Below are 20,355 nucleotides of genomic sequence, written 5' to 3' on the forward strand. Positions count from 1 at the left end.
ACACTTATCAGGGGGTTCCCAATGAATCGGAAGCTTTTTTCAATCTCAGCGACAATTCTGTTCGGCGTACTCTTACTGTTCAATTTTCCGTCCTTGGCTCAAGTCTATCCGCAAGTGATTCCCAGAGTCGAAGTGATCAAAACTGCTTACCGTTTGGTCATTAGCCGACCTCAAGACGATGTGTACGTCCTCTGTCCCACTGACTTCGAGCCTGAGTTGAACTATCTGCGGAATGTGAAGACGATTCAGTGTAAGCCCTTTTCCAGTCTTCAGAAGTAACTTCAAGCAAAATTAATGACTCATACGATCGCAGATGATCTGGATTGGTCGGAGCGGCACTGGCAGAGAAATCATCTCAATCGCACAGAACTCGATATGCGAGACGTTGTTGTGGGGCTGAGAGAAAATGCGATCTCATGGGTGCGGCTGTATGTAACTGTTCAGTGTGTCAATGGAAGAACGCGGTCAACAGCTTGGGTTACAACCGCTCGATTAGGTACAGTTGTCATTCTCTATCCTAGCATTATGGGTGTCATGAAGCGGTTCAGAGATCGTCGTCAGCAGGCGCAACAATGGTATTCCGCTACTGATCTAGCTGGGTTGCTTGGACTGCCCACTGCGCCACACAATGTCACTCGCAAAGCTAAACTCGAAGGCTGGCAATCGCGTCCACGTCAGGGGCGCGGAGGTGGTAATGAGTACGCGCTTAGCAGTCTGCCTGCGATCACACAAACTGCTTTAGCTGAGAGTAACGATCAAAAGGAGCAGAATTCTGCCACATCTTACCCGATCTCAACAGCCCAATCATCTCGGTTTGGATTGAGACCTGAAACAACTATCAGCGATCGCACTGATGCTTGGTTAGCAATCCTGAGATTGTACGAAACTGAGTTCAACCCTGCCCGCTCCAAAACCAAGTTAGAGCAAGATGTTGCATTTGTTGATGCTTATAATCAACAACAGTTAGACTTACCCGATTGGGTTTATGCGGTTCTGCCCAAACTCTCCCGCAGTTCACTCAAAGCCAAGCAGAAACTACGTCGTACCGCCGATCAAATCACAGCTCTCGGCGGCAAGTACGGGCATCGTCGCGGCACAGGCAGAATTGATGCAGACTCTGACCTTCAAGCTGCCATTAAAACCTGTCTTGCCGCAGGCGGAAAACATTGGGGCGCAAGCCAAATCTATGAAATCTTGCAGCTTGAGTTTGGGTTAGACCCCGGTGAGATTTCACTCGGTCAATTACGCGATTGGCTACGACGATTTCGTCTGAAACGTCCGCAGGAGTGGGCATTGTTCATGGCTCCAGACCGCGCTAAGGGATTAGTCAGCCCCGCATTTGGATCGCGATCGCAATCGGTGTTCTACCCCAATCACGTCTGGGAACTTGACTCGATGCGGGTAGATATCAATTGTAAGACTGAAGTTGCTGGAACAGTGCAGTTAACTCGCGCCTTTGTGATTGCTTGCGTTGATGTCTTTACTCGACGTGTGATGCTACATGTCACCCATCACTCCGATGCGGAAGCGGTTTGTTTACTGATCGCTTCCGCGATTCTCAAGTGGGGCGTGCCTGACCACATTCGCACCGACCACGGCAAAGAGTATCTCAGTCGTCGGGTGCAGCGCTTTCTAGCGAACTTACGAGTAGAAACCGAAGATTTACGCTGCCTGCCCGGACATCCAGAGCAAAAGCCGTTTGTGGAACGCTTCAATCGCACTTTCCAGCATCGGGATTTGGTTAAAAATCCCTTCTTTGTCGGGCGTAGTGTGAGCGTTGCCTTTGGCACAGCAAAGCTGCTCGTCAAACGCTACGATCGTCAGAGAATCGTCCTGCCATTGAACTCGCAATGTCGATCGACGAATTCCAGCGCTGGTGCAATCTCTGGTGCATTGAGTATGAACAACGTCCACACGGACGACCCGGAATTGGACTTGAAGGCAAATCTCCGCTCGAAGTGTTGGCAGAAGCAACGAGTCAAGGTTGGACACAGCGCACCATCCAAAATCCGCGTGAACTCGATTTCCTCATGATGGCAGCACCTGGGAAATCGGGACTACGAAAAGTTGGGCGACAAGGGATTTCGGTCGGAGGACGGCTTTATGTTGCGGCAGAACTGGCAACTTGGATTGGCAAGAGTGTCTATGTTTGCTTCAATCCACGAGAGCCGCGCACTGTTTATCTGTACACCAGTGCTGAACTGAGTCAATTCATCTGTTGTACCGTCTGGCGGGAAGCAGATGACGTGGATTTAGCTCAGGTTGCGAGTCGAGCGAGACATCTGTATGAAGTTCTACTGCGATCGGTCAACCAAATTCGCAAGCGTGGAAAAGCACTTCTTCGCAAATTAGCGGCTGACCCATACCTACTGATTGATCAGACAGCCGAAGCATTAGAGCAAACAATCAACGCCCAACTCCACGATTATCCTGCAATTCAAGCAGTAACAGCGGCGATCTCAGCGGCTGACCCTACCTCAAATAGTGAACCACCAATGATAGACCTTGAAGCTTACCATCAAGAACTCAAGCGATTAGAAGCCCAATCTCAGCAGCAAGCGATTCAACAGGAACAGCAGAGATCGTTGCGCTATGGACTAGAGCAATGGGTCGAGCGGTGGCAACAACAGCAACCTTGCCCAGAATTAGAACCGAGTGAATTAGAAATCGTGAAACAACGGTTCAATTCGACTGAAGGGAAGGGCTTTCTGGCTGCGGTGACGGCTTCTCCACTTGAAGAGCAGCGATTTTGGGATTGGCTCAACGGGAAAACAATTACAACAAGTTCGATCATCGATCGTCGTCCTTTACTCGAAGCGGCACTCAAACAATGGCGTAATGATCAAGCAATTCCTAATCAGGATAAACAAATGCTACTCGACTACATTCGTGAACCTGAAGGATTGGGTGTTCTGAGAGCGTATACCAATTCCTCAGAAGAATACCAGTTTCAGATTTGGCTGAGTGCATCAGAGTGAAAGTTTAGAGTTGTTCGTTGCAATCAAACATCATTTCAAATGAGAACTATGCGCTACAAAATTGTTACTACGAAAAACATTGTCAGCTTGTCGAGCGGCTTTCAGGAATCACACAAACGCGAAGTTGGAATTCCAAGAATGGGTTTGATTTACGCGCCCACAGGCTTTGGCAAAACCACTGCCGCTGCTTGGCTAGTCAATCGCGAAAATGGGGTGTATGTGCGAGCCGTTTCGCTCTGGTCGCCCTCAACCATGCTGATGGCAATGCTGGCAGAATTGTCGATCGCACCCCCACGGTATCCAGCCCAGATGTTACAAGCGATCGTTGATCAATTAAAGCTGAGCCAGCGTCCGCTTTTTATTGATGAAGCTGACTACCTGTTTCAAAACTCGCGCATGATCGATGCGGTACGAGATATTCACGATTTGACTGGGCTACCAGTGTGGTTGATTGGGTCACACAAACTCGAAAAGCAGCTTGCCCGACGCAAGATTATTGCCGGACGCATCTCACAGTGGGTGAACTTCTTGCCCTGTGATCTCGAAGATACCCAAAAGATTGCTCAGGAACTGTGTCTGATTGAAGTACAAGCGGATTTGCTTGAACAACTACACAAAGCAGCCAAAGGAAGCATTCGTTTAATCACGGTGGGACTCAGCCGCATTGAAGCCTTTGCCCGCATCCACAAATGGGACAGCATCAATTCCACGCAATGGGCAGGGCTGCCCTTCTTCTTTACCCGGCAAGTGGACTATCAAGACGACTAAGGCGCGTTAAGCGCAGAGCGCTTTTCCAAGGGAACCGCATTCTCTTCGCCACTGCAACATCATGAATATCGAACGTCAAACGTTGATCGATCAATCCCTGATTGGTGTGTTTTTATGCACGCAATTGCCGAGTGAGATTCCCACCTGGATCACGATCGAGAGGCGCATCGTAGAGCCTGGGTACTGGGGACAATTCGATTGGGACGACGAACACATTCAGAGCTTACTCGAACAGTCGAGCGAATGGCTCAACGTTTTACCTGTTTATCTTGCATCGCTCGGATTTGAAGGCGTTGAAGCAGTCGAGTGGAGAACGATCGATGAATATAGCTCATCCATGGAATCGTAACTATGAGCAGTCTGATTACTTCCAACTCTAAGTCGCCAGAGCAATTTTATCAGCAACCCTGCTGGCTCGATATCTGGCTTGACCAATGCAGTACCACGCAACTGGAGTTCTGGAGTCGATTTGATGAGTTTGATGCGTTGGTTCTGCTATCCCTCCTTGAGCAAGCAGGCTTTGTGACTCGGCTTGGCGATCGTACTCCGCCACATTTCCGGGTTCATCCGACTTACTATCAGAGTCTTAGGTTGTACCGTGTTGACTTAAAGCCGCCAGTTCCAAGTGTGAAAACGGTAAAACGATATCAGAACACGCTGCCTTTTCGCAATACGGTGGGGCGGATGTGAACGAGTATGCGAATCTTGCAAACGTCTAGCATTGGTCAACTGCAAGCCTGCTCCAACACGAGCAATGAGCTAGCTCGACGAATTGTGTCACAGCTTTATCGATTCGACTATTTGCGGCTGCAACAGCAGTACCATCCGTATTTTGCAGGCAATGAAGATGTCTATTGCCTGGTCCGCAATACTGGAGCGAAAGCGCCATTGCTGTTCGCGTCTGGAGTTCTTTACGATCCGAATACGCACCAAATCTATCAAGCAAAAGGATAAACTTTGAACGGGTTAGCAAGCTGTGATCAAAATAAGGATCAGCATCTGCGACACATTCGGTGATCGATCGTGATCCGATCAGTGCAATCGTAGCTGTCTATCTGTTCAAGAAAGCGCACAAGATAGAGAAAGATAGGGTTCGGGATAGTCTTAGAAACGAACAGATAGAGTTCGGGATAGAGTTCGATCTCTTTTGGGTCTACGTTCCAGTTGAATGTGCTTGAAGAGCTAGACATCGTAGGGGATTGAGCGACCTGAGATCGTGCCACAAGGGGTCAAAACTATTTCACACCGAACAAGAAATCAAGCCTTTCCAGCCTTCTCGGTTGAGCTTGAAAGGATATAAAGTGAACAATCAAGAAATTCTCAAAATTCTGCCCCGTCTAGGTTATAGCGATTGAGACTTGGAAATTGTAAGCGAGGTCAAAGATAGGGTTTGACATAGATCGAGATCTCGAATTACATCGATCTCTACAGAGATGGTGGCTCATCAGAATGAACTGACTGAAGCTTTAATGAGTAAAAAAACTTATTTTGGTGACAGAAAATTTGAAGTTGAGCCGCAAAAATACCCTCGATTCAGAAAGTTTCGTGATCGTGCTAGTGAACGCGCAAAAAAGACTAAGGCGCTCGGCGACAAACCGAGCGCAAAATCTGAAACAACTGTTACCTATGACACAAACTTGTATGCTGCAAATACAGCAGAAGCGTGTGGTACTTACAATTATCCAAAGCCTAATGTCAATCCACCGTATAACTATTATCAAATGAGTAATCCGGCTGGTTGGCTAACGAGTAACGGTTTTCACTTAACAAAATATTACGCGGCTTTTCTAGGTAGCTATGGGAATAGCTATACCCGTCCTACTTTCTACAGCGGTGTGCAGGGAACTTGCGATTCACCAAAATTTCGAGATGAAGGAAAAACAGAAACAGGTACAAAGAAAGGGTGGCTACTCGTATAACATGATTATTCAGTTCAAGGAACCGAATCCTGAAATTTGGGAGAGCTATTATGGCTACTTTCCCTATCTTGGATGGGAAGATTACGTTTACTGGTGGCACAGAACTTACTAACTCTAATGTCAAATAATCCCTAGAAAATCTCCAGCAAAACTGTTGAAGTAATTAGAGAACAGTTCAATAATAGATTTGATGCACTGTAGCGTACTCCGCCTGAATCCCCAGTGTCTTGCTCAACTACTGTTGCAAGCTCCATAGCATTTGAACTTAATTGGCTCTGCTAATCGCTGTTTCAACCGCTCCACTGCCCAAGCGAAAGCTAACCCTTGGTCTGCCTGTGCTACCAAATCAACTGATACCTGCGACAGATAGTGCATCTATGATAAAGCTAAAACCAGTTACAGAAGCAACGGTATGCGTAGTTAAATCGGCAATGAGTTCGTCCACTTTATTTTGCAGTTGAATCAGGTTCTGAAACAGTGCCCAGCGCAAATCCTTCTTCAAGTGCTGCCACAACCGTTCGATTGGATTCAATTCAGGACAATAAGGCGGTTGAAAGAGCAAAATAATGTTGTCAGGGATGACCAGATCCTTGGCTTTATGGAAAGCCCCGTTATCGACTTGGAGAATGTTGAGACTATCGGGATAGGCTTGAGAGAATTGTTCAAGAAACAATTGGTAGCACTCGCTATCAACATGCGTGAATTGCAGGAAGAACTGCTGTCCAGTGATTGGTTCTACTGCCCCATAGATCCAAAAGGCGTTGAACTGCCATTGCCAGATACCCAATGGTTTCACGCCTAAACTTGTGATCAAGCGTCCAACTGTCGTCTTTAACCCAAACCGACTTTCGTCCTGGGCAAAGTAGCGAAGTTGCTTAAATTCCGGTTTTACAATTGCTGCATACTGTTTGAGCAGGATCAGGTCGTCGCTGAGGTTTGCTTAAATGCCTCAAGGGCTTCAGAATTCTGCTTGGCATGAACCGGACGGGCGGCTTTCAACTTTGCGCCCAAGCGATATCGCACCAGATGATGCACTGTCGCATACTCGGCTTCCACGTTCAAGGTTTCGGACAACCACTGCTGCACTTGCGTGTAACTGCCGAAGCCTGTCTCCGGATCATCCAAGCGCCGTTTTAAGCTGTCCACTGCCCAAGCCGGAATCACTTGGGGTCGTCCCGGACTGTGCCGAGTTTCGAGCAAGCCTGCGAGTCCGTTCTGCGGTACTGGCTCAACCAGCGTTGGACGCTGCCTCGATTCCGTCCGACGACTTTTGCAATTTCGCGAATGCTTATCGCATTTGGTAACTTCAGCAAGTACAACACTTGCAATCGCTCTTTTAGATTTGGATTGCGTTGCTGTTGAATTAAGGCTTCGAGTTCTGCTACGGTTTCTCGGATTTCGATGCGGGTAACACCTGCCATTGCTGCTTTTCTCTATAGGGCAGAACTCAGTATCTCATTTGTCACTCTCTTTTTTCAATTTGGTATGAGCACCATGCAGCGATCGCGGTTGTGGGAGACTTGTCATTGTCGTTCGATTCCACATTCTATCAATCGAGGTCAGCAAAATCATGCCGTTATTTTTAGTCACCAGCGTCATGACCGAAGGGGTGGATTCTGCGATCGAGATCTTAGGGGTATTTCATAGCAGCATAGATTGAAATGACACTTGTAGAGGCTCTGCCCGATCGCAATCAATCACGAGATCAGATTTATGGGCATTCGATGCAGATCTACTGAAAAAGCTTTCGCTGATTCCTCCTGAATATTAGATCTCAATCTGACTGAGGAGCCGCATCGTTTCCAGACTTTCTCGTCCAGTCTGTTCTCGTCCCATCTGCTGATACCAGTGCTGCAACGATCGGAGGACTACATCTCGGAATGGATGACTGGAATCAAGCTGCATCAGTTCTTGAATCGCCGCACGTTGGGCTGCTCCTCGACTGAGTAATCTCAACCACAATGTCTCCGCAGTGGGGGGAAGTTCGCGGGTTAGCACGATCGTCGTACACCAAATTGGTGCTAGCTCATACAGTCCTGCAACATTGCGATGATTAGGTTCCGCACCCCAACCTGCTAATTGCTTTTCGGTCATACTGGGAACCACTACGATCAATTGCTTTTCGAGTTCCTCAGTTTCATCCTCACTGGAGTCCTCGATCATGGAGTCATCGCCAGACATTGCATCGATGGGAAGGATGCCACCATCGGATTCGACTTGCCAGCGCAACCCGTTGCCAAAACATTTTCTGAAGTTTCGAGTCGTGGGGATGGAGCGCAGCGTCTCGATGATGCACGGTGCAGTGATCAATGCTCCCAAAAGTCCCAGTGCTGTTCTGGATTGCTCTAAATTAGGTTCAAATAGCACATCGACTAGTTCTGCTTCTGCAACGATTTCAGGACTGACCCACACTGAGGGCTGATTTGCAGTCAATGTCTCTAAGACCGTCGTCCCGAAATTGGAGCGCGAAGGATATTTATGCACTCTCAGAGTCGGAGCGCGGGGGACGGGTTCATCGAGGTAGACAGTTCCAAACTCGGCAAGTAAGGTCGCCCAGTAGTGTTGAGCAAAGCGAGTAAAGGATGGGCGTGACATGATCAAACCTCGCAGTCAGTGTTACTACTTCTAATGCTAAAGCGAGTTGCCGTCAAGGCAAGATAAAGTGTTTGATCGAAGAGATTTGAACTAAAACTGTTCCCATTGCAGAATTTAACGTACAATGAGCCGTCATTCTTGCACTTCAACGATTATGCCGCTTACTTCTGCCGTTAAAGTCCAGTTACAACAAGAACATACTCGCTTACAGCAAGAACGCGATCGTCTGACTGAGACTGTGACCTCGCAAACTGCCGCCACTATTGATCAGCTCGTGCAGCACATTGATCACCTGCTCGGAGTCCCGACGCAGATCGAGCCAACTTCCAAGGCTCAATCGGCTCAACCAAAATCGAAGCCTTCTACTGCCAAACCTTCCCAACCTGCACCCAAGTCAACTGAGCTAGCTGGATTTGATGCCGCAAAGATTAAGCCAGCCTTCCAGTCCTCGAAACTGATGAATGCGATCGTCAAAGCGATCAAACCGAAACAGTCAAAATCGATCGACCAACTGCTTGAGGATCTCTATGAGCCATTCGATACGGCTGACCTAAAAAAAGCGAGAATGAGCGTCGCGATTGCTGCAAATCATGCTGTTCGCAAAGGTCTATTGCAGAAAATTCAGGGCAAACCCGATCGGTTCGCTCGTGCCTGATGGCGTGTCGGTAAAATCGAGGTCATCAGGGTTCAATGAGCCGGAACAACTCACGTCGCGCCGTTCTGAAAGGCGGGCTAAAACGCCTCAAAGCGGTCTTGCCACAGCACTTCATAAATCCCTCGTTCCAGTGCCTCATCTGTAGCTTGGCGCTGTTGTTGCCGTCGTTGGACTTCTTCCTTCCTCAAAGTTGGCATCATTCGTGCCTTGTACTGCTCGAATGGTTCTCGATAGAGATGATACTTCGAGGACAGTAGCGCCATTACGTCTGCCACCACTTGTTTGACCTCCGCCTCAGTAGGCGGGATAGCTCCTTGACATGCCATTGTTCTTCCCTCGTTATCTGTCAAAAATCATCAGGTTATTGTTAGGAGCAACCAGGAATCGATCGCTGTCGCGAACTTCCCTCCACTGCTTGTTTACGTGGCGCTTTGCGAACGCTTGGGCGCAACTTTGCTCCTTGTGCTGCGAATATAGCATGACCCATGAGCTAGGATCTCTAGCCTTCAAAATCCATGTCGTCACGACATCGATTGAGCAGTATCGCTTGCACTCATTCATCGAGTCTGGCTCAATTGAGAACATCATCTGTCTGCAAATCGGGTATGAGACAAGTTGTGAATTGGGTTGTCGCTCATCTGGCAACGATCGCTGCAATCAGCGGAACAATTTGGAGGTTACATTTAAATCAAATGGCGATGGGCATGAGCAAAGCAATCCTTGATCCATTGCTCCCCTCGTTGAATTCAATCCCGCTTTTGGGAATCCGCAGCATCGTTGTGCCCATACGCAAAATAATCCAAAGACTGCTGGTAAAGCTCAGCAAATTTCGTCAACTCAATCACATCGATCCGACGCTCGCCCGATTCGCATTTCGAGACGTAAGATTGTGGGACGTTCAGACAGGTGGCGACATCCCGCTGCGTTAGCCCAGCAGCGCGACGTGCCGCTTTCAGTCGTTGTAAAAAGGCTTGATACTGGTCAGAATACACGGAGCCGCTCATGACGAGCAAGCTACAGGGTCTAGCATAATATCCCAAAATCGGATATTTTAGGAGGACGGCATTCCTGACTGATTTCCATACCCAGCAATCTTAAGTTGGAGCTGCCGACTGGACGATCAATCGATCTCACTTGGCTTAAACCCGTCGTGCTGAGTCGATCCTTCAACTTGTCCAATCCCGGTTAGCGTTGAGCAATCATCAGATCTTGAACCTTTGAGGAGCATGGCATGAGTTTGCCCGTGAGTGACCTGTCTGAAAAGCGAGAACCGCTCAGCGATCGCAAAGTCTGGGTTGATGCCAAAGCTCTCACGATTTATGGAGTGCTAGTGGGTGAATCTCGCAACGATGCGGATCACTTTGACATTCGACAACCAAATTGTGGACGACGAGACTTCTGACAAACCCTTTCACACTCGTTCGGGGGGTGCAGCGACTTTTGAGTTCACATCATCAACGCTTTCAACAATGCGACAGCTTTGGAAGTTTCTCATTGATCGGCGCGCTGGCTTTGCGATACTGATCATCCTGGGCATCTGTTTCCGCTTTTTCAACCTCGATCATCATCCTACTGGGGCGACGAATTCTTCTCGTTGCTGCGACTTTCCGGCTACACTCAACGCGAACTGATTAGCAATGTGTTTACTGGGACGCTGATGCAGATTTGGGATCTGAACCTTTATCAAAGCGTTCACAATGACAGGACGTGGCTCGATACCGTGCGAAGTTTAGCGATCGAAGATGCTCAGCATCCGTCGCTGTATTATGTTCTCCTACGCTTCTGGAGCGAACGCTTCAGAGACTCCATCGCCGCGATTCGCAGTTTCTCCAGTCTCCTAAGCCTCTTGGTGTTGCCTGCCGTTTACTGGCTGAGCCTTGAACTATTCGCGCTCCCCCTGGCTGCGTGGTTTGCAGTGGCACTGGTCTGTGTATCTCCGCTTCACGTTCTCACTGCTCAAGAAGTTCGAGAATATGGATTCTGGACGGTGACCATTTTACTTTCGTCGCTGCTCTTACTGCGAGCAATGCGCCGCCCGCAGCGACAAACTTGGATCTCGTATGCTTTCAGTTGCACAATCGGGTTGTACACCTTTCCCATGACCGTTTTCGTTATAGTCAGCCATGCCCTGTATCTAGGGAAAATGGAAGCTTTCCAGCTAAGCAAAACGGTTAAAGCATTTCTGCTCGCCATCGGTGGCGCTGCGATCGCGTTTTTGCCCTGGGCACTCGTGATCTGGCAGTCGCGGCAGCAGATTATCGACACGAATCTCTGGTCGAGCTATCCAATGACCCTGATTGAGCGCTGGGGCAATTATGGGTTTAATCTGGCACTCTCCTTTGTGGCAATTCCGCATGCCTTTTCTAAGCTGCCTCACGCTGAGATTGCGATCAGGCTATGGCTCACCATTCCACCCGTCGTCCTGGCAACGATTTGGATCAGTGCTGATGCCTTGTATTTCCTAATGATCAAAGCACCGCCCGCTGGTTCCTGTTGTCTCTGATAGGAGTCACGTTTGTCGCCCTCTTTCTACCCGATGTTCTCACCGATTCACGTCGATCCACGGCTTATCGCTATCTGATGCCTTGTTATCTGGGCTACATCTTGCCATTGCCTACTTGATGGCGGTGAAGCTCAGTGCGACAAAACGACGACCGCGCCACAGGTGCGGTCTGATTTCTGGCTTACTCTTGTTTGCTGTAGTGACGGGAGCAGTTCACGTACAAGTCGAAGGGGGTCTAAATTACTACCGGGAACTAGAGCATCCCCGAATTGCCCAAATCATTAATGCAGCACCGCATCCGCTGTTGATCGGAAGTATCAATCGCGCTCCCAATCGCCTTCCTGGTACAGATGGATCGCTCGGCGTACTGTTCACACTCTTGCATCGGCTAGAGCCATCCACCTGGGTTCAGCTTGTCGTCGAGCCACAAGTTCCAATCCTGCCTGAGGGCTATCAGTATTTTCTGTACAATCCGTCTGAGTCCTTGCTAGAGTCGTTGCGGCGAAAATATGGTCGCGCTTACAAGCGAGTTTGCAAGGAGAGTTGTGGCAGCTTAAACCGCGATGAATGGTTTGTGACTTCAACGCATTGATAGAGTCGTCCCTTGCGCGATCGACAACAGTGAAGATCGACATCATAGAATTCTGCAAGCTAAAAGTTGTCTCCCGTCAATGACAGGAACTTGTCCACATTTGGTGATCGAGGGAGGTGTCTCGGAGAAAATGATGAAGCGTCAAATTGCCCACGTCTGTTGTGCTAGATTCAGTTGCATGAGAGTCGTCTACATCGTGATCATTAGAGTGTGTTTGAGAATCAAGCTGTCCTTTCTGTTGCTTGACGCGATTTCAATTTGGATTTCAGCGGAGGGAGAGGATGGGAATGCTAGGAGTGCGATGGATGGATTTTTCCGGTTTTTCATTCGTGATAAATTGATCTGCTTGCAGCGCAACAGCAGCGGCGATATGCAGGGCATCCATCGCGCCCAAACCGAACTGAGCGACCTCGCGTTCAGCCGCTTGTAGCATCGCATCGAGATCCATCGCCCAATGCGAAACGATAGCTTCGCTACACAACGTGCCCGCAAAGTAAGCCTCGTAAAACGTGACCTCCGCTTGTTGTGGGTTATAGACTGCTTTGGGAAGCAGTTCTAGTCTGAGAAACGGGCTACAGCAGAATTCACGATTGGGGTCTCTGAGGAGGTTGATCGACTGTTGCTGGCTGAGACCCGAAAACCCCTGTATCGATAAAGGTGCGAATCATCGGGCATCCTCACGGTAACCACCCCGCCGCTCAGCGACTTCTTGTTCAATTTGTTCATCTGTAAGGAGTGGAATGCCTGCTGCAATAATCTGATCCCGCCGATGTTGAAACTGGCTACGAGATGCAGCAAGAGGAACTTCAGCCGATTGCGGAGAGGGTTGGATCAGGATAATCACTTCGACCGTCATCCCGACGGGAAGGTCAGGAGATTGGACTTGAATGAGTCCACCAGGTTGAACGACGACCGTTTGTTTGAGACGATTCAGCATAGGATTGGGATCAGCGATGAATGAGGTGACGTGATTCTATTGTCTTCCAGATTATTCAATTGTTGAACAGGGCAAAAAATGGGTTTTTTCGTTGTTCGAGTGCAGTTGCAAACACGACGTGGAGCGAGTCTAACATGAGTCTTTTCAGGAAAAATGCTGAGGTTCAGAATGGTTTAAGACTCTCGACACCAAAATGAGCAAAACGCCAAAATTCGAGACTCGCAGATGTCCTATCGGATTGGAACAAAGCAGGAGCGATCGTAACGATAGATGATCTAGCAATAGCAAGCAGCAAAATGACTTAAAGCTGCGTCAGGTCAATCTTCTTTTGTCTCGCGCATACTCCGATCGTCGGCTGCATGATAATTAGATCCTAGTAGTGCAGTTTCATCATTGTGATCACTCGCCTCCAGCCATCTTGAGGCGAACGGGTTGAAGCAATTCGTGCGATCGCAAATCACGAGTTGCCTTGATTATGTCGAACCGAATCCTGCTTCTTGCAGGGCACGGTTCAATTCGGGCAAGACCCCCAGTTGAGTCGCCCAGGTTGCGAGATAGTCTTGATCCAAAGCGTTGCCTTGAACTTTCAACACACCCAAGATGTCCTGCCACTGCTGAGTTGAATTGGTACTGGATCGCCAAACCAGCTTTTGCAGCACAATGTCTTCGGCAGAGCAGACAAAGATCGGCATGCCTGGAAGGTCGAGCAGTTGTCGCCGCTGCATCTGACTGTAGGCGAAGGGTTCGTTCTTGAGAATAAATAGATCTGCTTTTTCAATACTGCGATGGTCGAGCACATTAAATGACTTGCGGGGATCAGGGTCTGTAATCGCCTCGATCACGGCAGTTTCGCTAATGTAGAAATCTTCAGCCAGAAACGCATCGACTAGTGGTGGTACTTGGGGACGATTGATCTCAATCACGAAATCGATGTCGCGAGTATTGCGACTTTCGCCATAGATTGAACTGGCAAATGAGCCACCCACGTAGTACTCGATCTGTAAAGCATCAAGAATCGCAATGACTTTGCGGCTAAACGCGATCGGGTCAAGAATCATCGGTTCTGCCTCTGGATATTTCAAACAATTGATCCACTCGGCACCAAGTCTTTTCAGTGCGACGGCTCGACAAGTTCGGGGTGTGACTCCAAGCGATCGCATTGCAATGTTAAAGGCACAATAGCGATCGACTCGTTCGGTCAAAGAGAGTTGCCGCAACCGCTCAAACAGAATCCAGTCAATTTCAGGACTGGTATCTTCGGACTGAGCGCGATATCCAGGGGGAAGTGAGAGCGCAGGAATCAGCGGCATGAGTGAGAGAGAAATGAACCTGTCATGTCTATTTTCACGCAAAACTAACGATGAATGAAGACAAAATCCATAGATAGTCCTCAAATTGCTAGCAGCAGGCAACAGCCGACTCACTTCTCGTCCGCTGAACTACCCTAGAAGGAACAGCACAAGATTGAGCTATGAAATTATTGACTTTCGCTGCATCCATTTTGATTGCAATGATGCCGCCTACACATGCAGCTGAATACGACGGTAAAACGATCGACGGCAGAAAACTCCCTGCCAAAGTTTATTCCTCTGCGACGGGTGGCGTGTTTGAAGCTCAAGTCAAGTTCCAGCGAGATTGGGCAACGATTTACTTCGTGAATGGCGGTCAACTCGTCATTCGGCTGAGTCAGCCGATCATTCGCGACCCCAATAATATAATTGGGTATGGACAAGTCGGACAGCTTCCATTGGGACGCTCGTTGAGCATCGGCATTGGTGCTGACCCGGCTTTGAATGGGAGCGTGACTGCTGGCGGAGGCACTTTAGCTGACCTCTGGACTATTCGCTTGTTGCCGGAAACTCCGTAAGTGTCAGAAGCGCGATCGCTCAGTGAGCAATGAATCCTTTCTGATCACTCTCACACGTCACGAATTTCTGAGCTTGACAAGCTGCTTTTTTCTTGTAGAGTATTTGTACTACTATATGAGAACATGATGGTTCCTCTCACACCCGCGCAACAGCGTCTTGTCGATTGGTTGGCAAACTATTTGCGCCGATTCCAATGCAGTCCCGTCGTTCGGGAGATGATCGTGGGGTTGGACTATACCTCGCCAGATCCAGTTCAATCGCTGGTCGCAATCCTGGTGAGAAAAGGCGTGTTGGTTCAAGTTGGACAGATCTCGCGAACGATTCGATTTACTGAAGCATGGCGACACGAGAACGGCGAAAGGTATGGTCTTACCGTTCCTAACTTTCGGCTCCCGATTCTGGGAACGATCTCGGCGCATCGCTTGGTGGAAATTTTTCCAGATGCACCGATTGAATGGCTAGAGTTGCCTGGACGTAAACCGAAGGGAAGCGATGCGTGGTACGTGCTACAAGTTCGCGGCGATAGTATGATCGGTGCTTTGATCGACCACAATGATTTGATTATCATACGTCCAGAACCGAATGCTCGAACCCTCAAAGCAGGGACGATCGTGGCTGCGAGGGAAAGAACACGAACGACTTTGAAGTATTTTTATCGACAGGGCGATCAGGTGACGCTACAACCTGCCAATGCTGCTTATCCTCCGACGATTGTTCCTGCTGACGAAGTCGAGATTCAAGGAGTGTATGTAGGATTGGTGCGGAAATTGTGGGAGGACAGTTATCGATGACGTATAGTACTTGCAATGTAGATTTAGAGCTATCCGAAGTAGAGCTGGAAGACGATCGTGAAGATTGGGATTGTGCTGAGTATGATGACTGGATGACCGAGCAGTACTCTGAGCTTGCAGAGTATTACCAGCAGGTTTCAGATGATGAACTAGCATTACGGCACGATCGCATCGTGAGCGATTACGAGTTTCAGGCACGCGGCGGCTTTTTGCCTGGAGATACAGTGATGGCAGAAGTAGAGCCTGGATGCTGGTCGCGCAGTACAGTGCTGCTGGTGGGCATATCGGTCTTAGTTGTCGTTGTCGAGCGATCAACTGTAATTCAAGTTGCACAACAACTGAATGCTTTGTGGCTAGATGAGTAGGAAAGGCTTGCAGAGAGCTTTGAACACGAAAATGAAATCGATCGCGCTTCCACTCTCCGCTCTCACCAAGAATATAGCTTCACGAGAAACTGAAGAATTACAGTCAAACTAGCAGCATTTCTTCAAACGAGCCATTCAACAGAACAGAGAACTTCACAGGCATATTTTCTTCTTTCATAAGAGGTTAAAGTATCGTCCTGGCAAATCATACATGACTTTAATTTGTTTACCAATTGCGAGCACTGATCCACAGTAATTGTAATTTCCATCAGACTGAGAGTGACTGCTTCAAATAGTTTCATATCTCCTTGGCATAATATGTCTGCTAGGCTAAATACTACATCTGAATCACCGTAGAAGATTTGTCGGAAGACTTTTACAATTGGATAGCGAAAGGTTCAGTTCTGACTGTAGTGGCTTAGTATGTATTCTAAATCTTGAGTTAGCAATTGGCTCTTGAATTGATTACCTACAGATGAAGTTGATTGCTGTAAAAATTCTTCGACACTTTGTTTAATCTCATTGATCAAGAAATCTTCTACTTCAATGGCGTTTCCTTAGTGAAAAAGCTTAACTTTCTTCTCAGGATTTTGCTCGACTTCCTTTTGTTGTTTGGTCCGCGCCGTTTTTCCTAAAATTAGATTTGCATAGCCTGTAAGATAATCATCCTTGCTACCGAGACTAGACCCCAGAATAATCATGGCAGCGTCTTGAGCAGCAGGATTTACTTCTAATAAAGCATCAGCAAGCTTCAAGCAAGCTCTTTCGCCTCGTATAGTTTCAAGGATGTTGAGTATTGTTTCTGTAATTCTATTGAGATTAGACTCCTTAAGTACCTTCCTCGCTTCTCTTGAGAAAACACTATCAACTTCACCTATTGCATCAAATTTCCCAAAAGCTATCTCCAAGAGGTATTCAATAAGTTGACCATCATGAGTACTTTTCCACTCATTCAAGGCATAAGCTAATAAAAGATATATCTGATAAGAATAGAAGCTATTACATCCATCTTCAAATTCAATCAAAGATTCAATGAGTCTTTCTTGAAATTGCCGCACTTGCTCATCTTGGCTCGACCGCATCTCTGTTTTTCCCATCCATAATAAAATCACTTCTTTCCACAATGAATCAAAAATTTGATAAGTTCCTTTGCGAGGATTATGAGGAACATGATTTAGAAAAAAGCTCCAATCGTCGATCGCTAGTGCTGCAAAATACTCCTAAAATGTTGGGTGAAAGAATGTATAGACTTTTTCAGAGAACTTATCAGAATTTCTAGCGACTTGTAGCCAGCCAAGATTGAGAGCCAACCAGAAATTAGAACCCTCCTTATCAGGATCACCGAGTTCAGAAAATACCAACTCATACGATAGACGGAATGGTGATGCTTCCTCATCTAAAGCACGACACGCTAATCGACCAAGAGCTTGATTGAGCTTCTCTTGTTTAGTAACTGTGTTTGAAGAATACACATAGTTCAGAGCTTGCTTTCTCCACTTAGCTCGATTCCATAACTAAACTAAGATTGGACATCAAGCCATCATTTGCTCCTAACACAGCCGCTCTGAGAGTATTGCCTCCAGCAGTACGATGTCTCCTTCGATCTGGGCGAGCACGTACCCGTGTAGCGGAGCTATCGTACTGCCTTCGATGCCTTGCGATGAATTGTTGCTAATCGCTTGTAGTCGTCGAGCATGAGAGCGTTCTTCGATCGAGAGTCGTGTGCTATGAGTATCAGGCTAAACATCATAGCTATGACTATCCACCTGCTCCATTGCGTTGATGGTCGGCAAGACAAATTGTGGACTAAACCATTTGGCTAACAATGCTAGCAGACTCGCAAAGCGAGAGCCGAAGGCACCGCGTTCTCCAGCCAATTCGACGCTGTGGAATCGGATAACCTGCACGTCGTAGTTTTTCTTCCTAAACTTCGGCATGAGCTTGTTCAGTCAACGCAAGGCGACGATAAACTTCAGCCAGGGCAGGTTGTTTCTCAGCTTGAGACAGCGCTCGGTAGAGAAAAGCAATGCCCGATTTCGTCTTGTCAGTTTTCGAGACAGCGATCGACATCAGCAGGAGAGCGCATCATGATGAACTTCAACGAGTAGCTACCGTAACGATAGCGGACATTCCCGGCATGAGGCGCGATTCCACGCCTCGAATGCTGTCCGGTTCAAACACGAGCTTCACCGGAACGCGCTGGACGATTTTAGTAAAGTTTCCAGTCGCATTGTCGGGAGGGAGTAACGCAAACTTGGCTCCAGAGGCTGGAGAAAGACTATCGATTTTGCCTTTGAAGAGTTGATCGGGAAAGGCATCGAGCTTAATTTCGACTTCCTGTCCCGGCTGCATCTTTGCGAGTTGTGCTTCTTTGAAATTTGCGACAATCCAAGGCTGTGTTGAGACCACAGACATTAGTGTTTGACCGGGTTGAACTCGTTGCCTAACCTGAGCCGTTTTATTGCCAATCTGACCAGCAACCGGGGTGGTAACCGTGGTGTAGGACAATTGCAGTTGAGCGTTTTCGACTTGTGCCTGAGCTTGTTTGACGGCAGCGATCGCAGCTTGATACTGTCGCTGATTGACTATGCTGCGTTTTACGTCGCGTTAGTTCCCGTTTTTGGTGTTGCGAGTGCAATGATCTTAATGGGTGAACAGCCAAGTTTTGTTCAATGGATTGGCGCTGTGTTTGTGATCGCATCCTCTTACTGTGCGAATCGCCTGCGCTCCTCATCCGCATGAGAAAGCCCTAACTATCCTTAATCCATCATCGCTTAACATAAGCGACTAGGGAAACACCTAACACAACGAACACTACTCCAGCAATTCGAGTCGGACTGGCAGCGTATTTCGTCAGCCCGATCGCACCGTAATGATCGAGAAACAGAGCCGCAATCATCTGACCTGCGATCGTTAATGCCAAGGCAAGTGCGGCTCCAATTCTCGGTGTGGCGAAAATCGTTGACCAAACATACAACGTGCCCAAGCACCCCCCAATCCACATCCACCACGAGGTTTGTGCCAAAGAAGTCGTTGCAGGCAGTGAGTACCGCGACAGCAAGCAAATCACAAGCGATGCCAGAGTCCCCGCCAAATAAGAAACAAACGTCACTTGCATCGGTTCGCCAACATATCGACGCAGCAACGTGTTCAGCGCGACTTGAACAGGTAGAATTGCCCCGCCTGCAAGTGCTGCCAGCAGGTAAATGGATCGTCCTTCCATACAAAATCCTCTTGTATATCTTGATATCAAGATACTCAATATCAAGATTATGATCAAGTAGTTTGATGTCAAGATATTGAATGTCGAGAGATTCACAGGAAGCAGACGATGCAACTTGACCCGGTTGACCAAATTTTGGCGCAGTGGCAGCGGGAGCGTCCGGATTTGGATGTTTCTCCAATGGGCATCATTGGACGCATGGGACGGTTATCGAAGCATTTAGAACGAGCGATTCAAGTTACGTTTTCAGAATTTGGATTGACGATCGCAGAATTCGATGTGCTGGCAGCATTACGGCGTTCTGGTCAGCCTTATCAACTTTCGCCAACTGAGTTATTTCAGACGCTGATGGTTACTTCTGGAACGATGACGCATCGGATCGATCGCTTAGAGAAAGTTGAGCTAGTTCAGCGGATTCCTGATCCAAACGATCGACGAGGAACGCTGATTCAACTAACCAATAAAGGCTTTGATGTGATTGAGAAAGCGGTTGAAGCTCACGTGACGAACGAGCATCTTGCCCTGAGTGCTTTAGAGCAGTCGGAACGTGAAGCCCTCGCGGGTCTGCTGCGTAAGCTATTAATTTCGTTTGAAGTACAGCAAGATGATTGAAGCGAATTGGCAGAGCAGTCGTTTACAGGGAGTGGTAAAGGTATGCAGTTTGAACTCGCATCCGATCAACATAAGCGTATATTCGCTGAATGGAACCAAGTCAGTCGTCTTGAAGAACGAACTTGTCGCCCAATTCTGAATGGAAAGCGAGTTCCTCCAGACCATGAAGTGATCACATTTTCGTTCAGGATGGATGGAATCGATGAATTAGTCGGACGGTTTGCCTATTTTGATATCAACTGCCGGAATCGATCGGCTGAGTTTGGCTACATGGTCAATCCGAAATTGCGGCGACGAGGAATCGGAGCACAGATGCTAGACATCGCCATCACGCATTTGTTTTCGACAACGACACTGAACAAGTTATATTGTCAAACGGCTGAGTTCAATTTGGCATCGATCAAGCTGCTTGAAAAACTAAATTTCCACCGAGATGGAGTGTTGCGAGAACATCATGAATTAGATGGAAAGCTTTGGGACGACTATATCTACAGTGTTCTACGGCTTGAATGGAGAGAAGTGCAGAGATGACAAACGAAAAATAAAAGT

Annotated in this window: 33 protein-coding genes; 18 read left to right on the top strand and 15 right to left on the bottom strand. The window is 47.9% G+C overall.

Features of this window, described 5'->3' with window-relative positions:
* The first annotated feature begins 21 nt into the window (after positions 1-21).
* The 8 genes from NIES2104_RS29410 to NIES2104_RS29445 all read left to right on the top strand — a co-directional run bounded on the left by NIES2104_RS29410 (position 22) and on the right by NIES2104_RS29445 (position 5,665).
* A complete protein-coding gene (locus NIES2104_RS29410; RefSeq protein ID WP_059002515.1) occupies positions 22-279 on the top strand; it encodes a hypothetical protein in 258 nt (85 codons plus the stop codon).
* Between the two features lie 15 nt (positions 280-294).
* The gene (locus NIES2104_RS29415; RefSeq protein WP_059002517.1) at positions 295-2,034 is read left to right on the top strand and encodes a DDE-type integrase/transposase/recombinase; all 1,740 of its coding nucleotides are present in this window, start codon (positions 295-297) and stop codon (positions 2,032-2,034) included.
* The gene (locus NIES2104_RS29420) at positions 1,962-2,978 is read left to right on the top strand and encodes a Mu transposase C-terminal domain-containing protein (RefSeq protein WP_192843681.1); all 1,017 of its coding nucleotides are present in this window, start codon (positions 1,962-1,964) and stop codon (positions 2,976-2,978) included. The genes NIES2104_RS29415 and NIES2104_RS29420 overlap by 73 nt, the downstream gene beginning before the upstream one ends.
* A gap of 48 nt (positions 2,979-3,026) precedes the next feature.
* Positions 3,027-3,746: an AAA family ATPase gene (locus NIES2104_RS29425; RefSeq protein ID WP_059002521.1), complete on the top strand. Its 720-nt coding sequence runs from the start codon at positions 3,027-3,029 to the stop codon at positions 3,744-3,746.
* A gap of 61 nt (positions 3,747-3,807) precedes the next feature.
* On the top strand, positions 3,808-4,095 hold the full coding sequence (locus NIES2104_RS29430; protein ID WP_059002522.1) for a hypothetical protein: 288 nt from the start codon (positions 3,808-3,810) through the stop codon (positions 4,093-4,095).
* Positions 4,096-4,097: 2 nt separating this feature from the next.
* Positions 4,098-4,436: a hypothetical protein gene (locus NIES2104_RS29435; protein WP_059002524.1), complete on the top strand. Its 339-nt coding sequence runs from the start codon at positions 4,098-4,100 to the stop codon at positions 4,434-4,436.
* 6 nt (positions 4,437-4,442) lie between these two features.
* Positions 4,443-4,700, top strand: a complete 258-nt coding sequence (locus tag NIES2104_RS29440) for a hypothetical protein (RefSeq protein WP_059002525.1) — start codon at positions 4,443-4,445, stop codon at positions 4,698-4,700.
* A 479-nt stretch (positions 4,701-5,179) separates the two neighbouring features.
* Positions 5,180-5,665, top strand: coding sequence for a hypothetical protein (locus NIES2104_RS29445; protein WP_059002526.1), 486 nt, complete (start codon positions 5,180-5,182; stop codon positions 5,663-5,665).
* A gap of 346 nt (positions 5,666-6,011) precedes the next feature.
* Here NIES2104_RS29445 and NIES2104_RS29450 read toward each other — a convergent pair whose 3' ends face one another.
* The 5 genes from NIES2104_RS29450 to NIES2104_RS29465 form a co-directional block, all read right to left on the bottom strand.
* Entirely contained in the window at positions 6,012-6,587 is a 576-nt protein-coding gene (locus tag NIES2104_RS29450; RefSeq protein WP_156427161.1) for an IS630 family transposase, read from the bottom strand.
* Positions 6,584-6,865 carry a winged helix-turn-helix domain-containing protein gene (locus NIES2104_RS32560; protein WP_192843682.1) on the bottom strand — a complete coding sequence of 94 codons (282 nt, stop codon included), beginning with the start codon at positions 6,863-6,865 and terminating at the stop codon, positions 6,584-6,586. Before NIES2104_RS32560 ends, NIES2104_RS29450 begins: the two co-directional genes overlap by 4 nt.
* Positions 6,826-7,086: a helix-turn-helix domain-containing protein gene (locus NIES2104_RS32565; protein WP_059002534.1), complete on the bottom strand. Its 261-nt coding sequence runs from the start codon at positions 7,084-7,086 to the stop codon at positions 6,826-6,828. Before NIES2104_RS32565 ends, NIES2104_RS32560 begins: the two co-directional genes overlap by 40 nt.
* A gap of 34 nt (positions 7,087-7,120) precedes the next feature.
* A complete protein-coding gene (locus NIES2104_RS32570) occupies positions 7,121-7,264 on the bottom strand; it encodes a hypothetical protein (protein ID WP_192843683.1) in 144 nt (47 codons plus the stop codon).
* 168 nt (positions 7,265-7,432) lie between these two features.
* Positions 7,433-8,260, bottom strand: coding sequence for a hypothetical protein (locus NIES2104_RS29465; protein WP_059002536.1), 828 nt, complete (start codon positions 8,258-8,260; stop codon positions 7,433-7,435).
* Between the two features lie 124 nt (positions 8,261-8,384).
* On the opposite strand from NIES2104_RS29465, the gene NIES2104_RS29470 reads away from it, so the two are divergent.
* Positions 8,385-8,915 (top strand): hypothetical protein, encoded by a 531-nt coding sequence (locus NIES2104_RS29470; RefSeq protein WP_192843684.1) that lies wholly within the window; start codon positions 8,385-8,387, stop codon positions 8,913-8,915.
* Between the two features lie 77 nt (positions 8,916-8,992).
* Here the strand turns inward: NIES2104_RS29470 and NIES2104_RS29475 are convergent, their stop codons facing one another.
* Positions 8,993-9,241 (bottom strand): hypothetical protein, encoded by a 249-nt coding sequence (locus NIES2104_RS29475; protein WP_059002541.1) that lies wholly within the window; start codon positions 9,239-9,241, stop codon positions 8,993-8,995.
* A 420-nt stretch (positions 9,242-9,661) separates the two neighbouring features.
* Entirely contained in the window at positions 9,662-9,919 is a 258-nt protein-coding gene (locus NIES2104_RS29485; RefSeq protein WP_059002543.1) for a helix-turn-helix domain-containing protein, read from the bottom strand.
* A gap of 227 nt (positions 9,920-10,146) precedes the next feature.
* Between NIES2104_RS29485 and NIES2104_RS32100 the strand changes: the two genes are divergently transcribed.
* The 3 genes from NIES2104_RS32100 to NIES2104_RS29495 all read left to right on the top strand — a co-directional run bounded on the left by NIES2104_RS32100 (position 10,147) and on the right by NIES2104_RS29495 (position 12,010).
* Positions 10,147-10,317 (top strand): hypothetical protein, encoded by a 171-nt coding sequence (locus NIES2104_RS32100; RefSeq protein WP_156427163.1) that lies wholly within the window; start codon positions 10,147-10,149, stop codon positions 10,315-10,317.
* A 192-nt stretch (positions 10,318-10,509) separates the two neighbouring features.
* Positions 10,510-11,418, top strand: a complete 909-nt coding sequence (locus NIES2104_RS29490; RefSeq protein WP_059002544.1) for a glycosyltransferase family 39 protein — start codon at positions 10,510-10,512, stop codon at positions 11,416-11,418.
* Positions 11,419-11,500: 82 nt separating this feature from the next.
* Entirely contained in the window at positions 11,501-12,010 is a 510-nt protein-coding gene (locus NIES2104_RS29495; protein ID WP_059002547.1) for a hypothetical protein, read from the top strand.
* Positions 12,011-12,275: 265 nt separating this feature from the next.
* On the opposite strand, the gene NIES2104_RS32775 is transcribed toward NIES2104_RS29495, so the two are convergent.
* The 3 genes from NIES2104_RS32775 to NIES2104_RS29510 form a co-directional block, all read right to left on the bottom strand.
* The gene (locus NIES2104_RS32775; protein ID WP_202815242.1) at positions 12,276-12,491 is read right to left on the bottom strand and encodes a hypothetical protein; all 216 of its coding nucleotides are present in this window, start codon (positions 12,489-12,491) and stop codon (positions 12,276-12,278) included.
* A gap of 183 nt (positions 12,492-12,674) precedes the next feature.
* Positions 12,675-12,947, bottom strand: coding sequence for a hypothetical protein (locus NIES2104_RS29505; protein ID WP_059002550.1), 273 nt, complete (start codon positions 12,945-12,947; stop codon positions 12,675-12,677).
* A 473-nt stretch (positions 12,948-13,420) separates the two neighbouring features.
* Entirely contained in the window at positions 13,421-14,257 is an 837-nt protein-coding gene (locus NIES2104_RS29510) for a hypothetical protein (protein ID WP_059002552.1), read from the bottom strand.
* A 161-nt stretch (positions 14,258-14,418) separates the two neighbouring features.
* Here NIES2104_RS29510 and NIES2104_RS29515 point away from each other — a divergent pair, with 161 nt between their 5' ends.
* From NIES2104_RS29515 to NIES2104_RS29525, 3 genes are all read left to right on the top strand, one after another.
* Positions 14,419-14,814, top strand: a complete 396-nt coding sequence (locus NIES2104_RS29515) for a hypothetical protein (protein ID WP_059002554.1) — start codon at positions 14,419-14,421, stop codon at positions 14,812-14,814.
* A 123-nt stretch (positions 14,815-14,937) separates the two neighbouring features.
* Positions 14,938-15,606 (top strand): transcriptional repressor LexA, encoded by a 669-nt coding sequence (gene lexA / locus NIES2104_RS29520; RefSeq protein WP_082690184.1) that lies wholly within the window; start codon positions 14,938-14,940, stop codon positions 15,604-15,606.
* Positions 15,603-15,971, top strand: a complete 369-nt coding sequence (locus NIES2104_RS29525; RefSeq protein WP_059002558.1) for a hypothetical protein — start codon at positions 15,603-15,605, stop codon at positions 15,969-15,971. Before lexA ends, NIES2104_RS29525 begins: the two co-directional genes overlap by 4 nt.
* A gap of 557 nt (positions 15,972-16,528) precedes the next feature.
* On the opposite strand, the gene NIES2104_RS29530 is transcribed toward NIES2104_RS29525, so the two are convergent.
* From NIES2104_RS29530 to NIES2104_RS31430, 4 genes are all read right to left on the bottom strand, one after another.
* Positions 16,529-17,095: a hypothetical protein gene (locus tag NIES2104_RS29530; protein ID WP_156427164.1), complete on the bottom strand. Its 567-nt coding sequence runs from the start codon at positions 17,093-17,095 to the stop codon at positions 16,529-16,531.
* Between the two features lie 615 nt (positions 17,096-17,710).
* Positions 17,711-17,908, bottom strand: coding sequence for a hypothetical protein (locus tag NIES2104_RS29535; protein ID WP_059002562.1), 198 nt, complete (start codon positions 17,906-17,908; stop codon positions 17,711-17,713).
* Entirely contained in the window at positions 17,895-18,041 is a 147-nt protein-coding gene (locus tag NIES2104_RS32105) for a hypothetical protein (RefSeq protein WP_156427165.1), read from the bottom strand. The genes NIES2104_RS29535 and NIES2104_RS32105 overlap by 14 nt, the downstream gene beginning before the upstream one ends.
* 27 nt (positions 18,042-18,068) lie before the next feature.
* Positions 18,069-18,479 carry an HlyD family secretion protein gene (locus NIES2104_RS31430; protein ID WP_072218277.1) on the bottom strand — a complete coding sequence of 137 codons (411 nt, stop codon included), beginning with the start codon at positions 18,477-18,479 and terminating at the stop codon, positions 18,069-18,071.
* Between the two features lie 6 nt (positions 18,480-18,485).
* On the opposite strand from NIES2104_RS31430, the gene NIES2104_RS32575 reads away from it, so the two are divergent.
* Positions 18,486-18,713, top strand: coding sequence for an EamA family transporter (locus NIES2104_RS32575; RefSeq protein ID WP_192843685.1), 228 nt, complete (start codon positions 18,486-18,488; stop codon positions 18,711-18,713).
* 25 nt (positions 18,714-18,738) lie between these two features.
* Here the strand turns inward: NIES2104_RS32575 and NIES2104_RS29550 are convergent, their stop codons facing one another.
* Positions 18,739-19,194 (bottom strand): DMT family transporter, encoded by a 456-nt coding sequence (locus NIES2104_RS29550; RefSeq protein WP_059002565.1) that lies wholly within the window; start codon positions 19,192-19,194, stop codon positions 18,739-18,741.
* Between the two features lie 108 nt (positions 19,195-19,302).
* Here NIES2104_RS29550 and NIES2104_RS29555 point away from each other — a divergent pair, with 108 nt between their 5' ends.
* Positions 19,303-19,806 carry a MarR family winged helix-turn-helix transcriptional regulator gene (locus tag NIES2104_RS29555; protein ID WP_059002568.1) on the top strand — a complete coding sequence of 168 codons (504 nt, stop codon included), beginning with the start codon at positions 19,303-19,305 and terminating at the stop codon, positions 19,804-19,806.
* Positions 19,807-19,848: 42 nt separating this feature from the next.
* Positions 19,849-20,337, top strand: a complete 489-nt coding sequence (locus NIES2104_RS29560; RefSeq protein WP_059002570.1) for a GNAT family N-acetyltransferase — start codon at positions 19,849-19,851, stop codon at positions 20,335-20,337.
* The last annotated feature ends 18 nt before the right edge of the window (positions 20,338-20,355 follow it).

It is taken from the genome of Leptolyngbya sp. NIES-2104 (genome assembly GCF_001485215.1).
Taxonomy (GTDB): domain Bacteria; phylum Cyanobacteriota; class Cyanobacteriia; order Leptolyngbyales; family Leptolyngbyaceae; genus Leptolyngbya.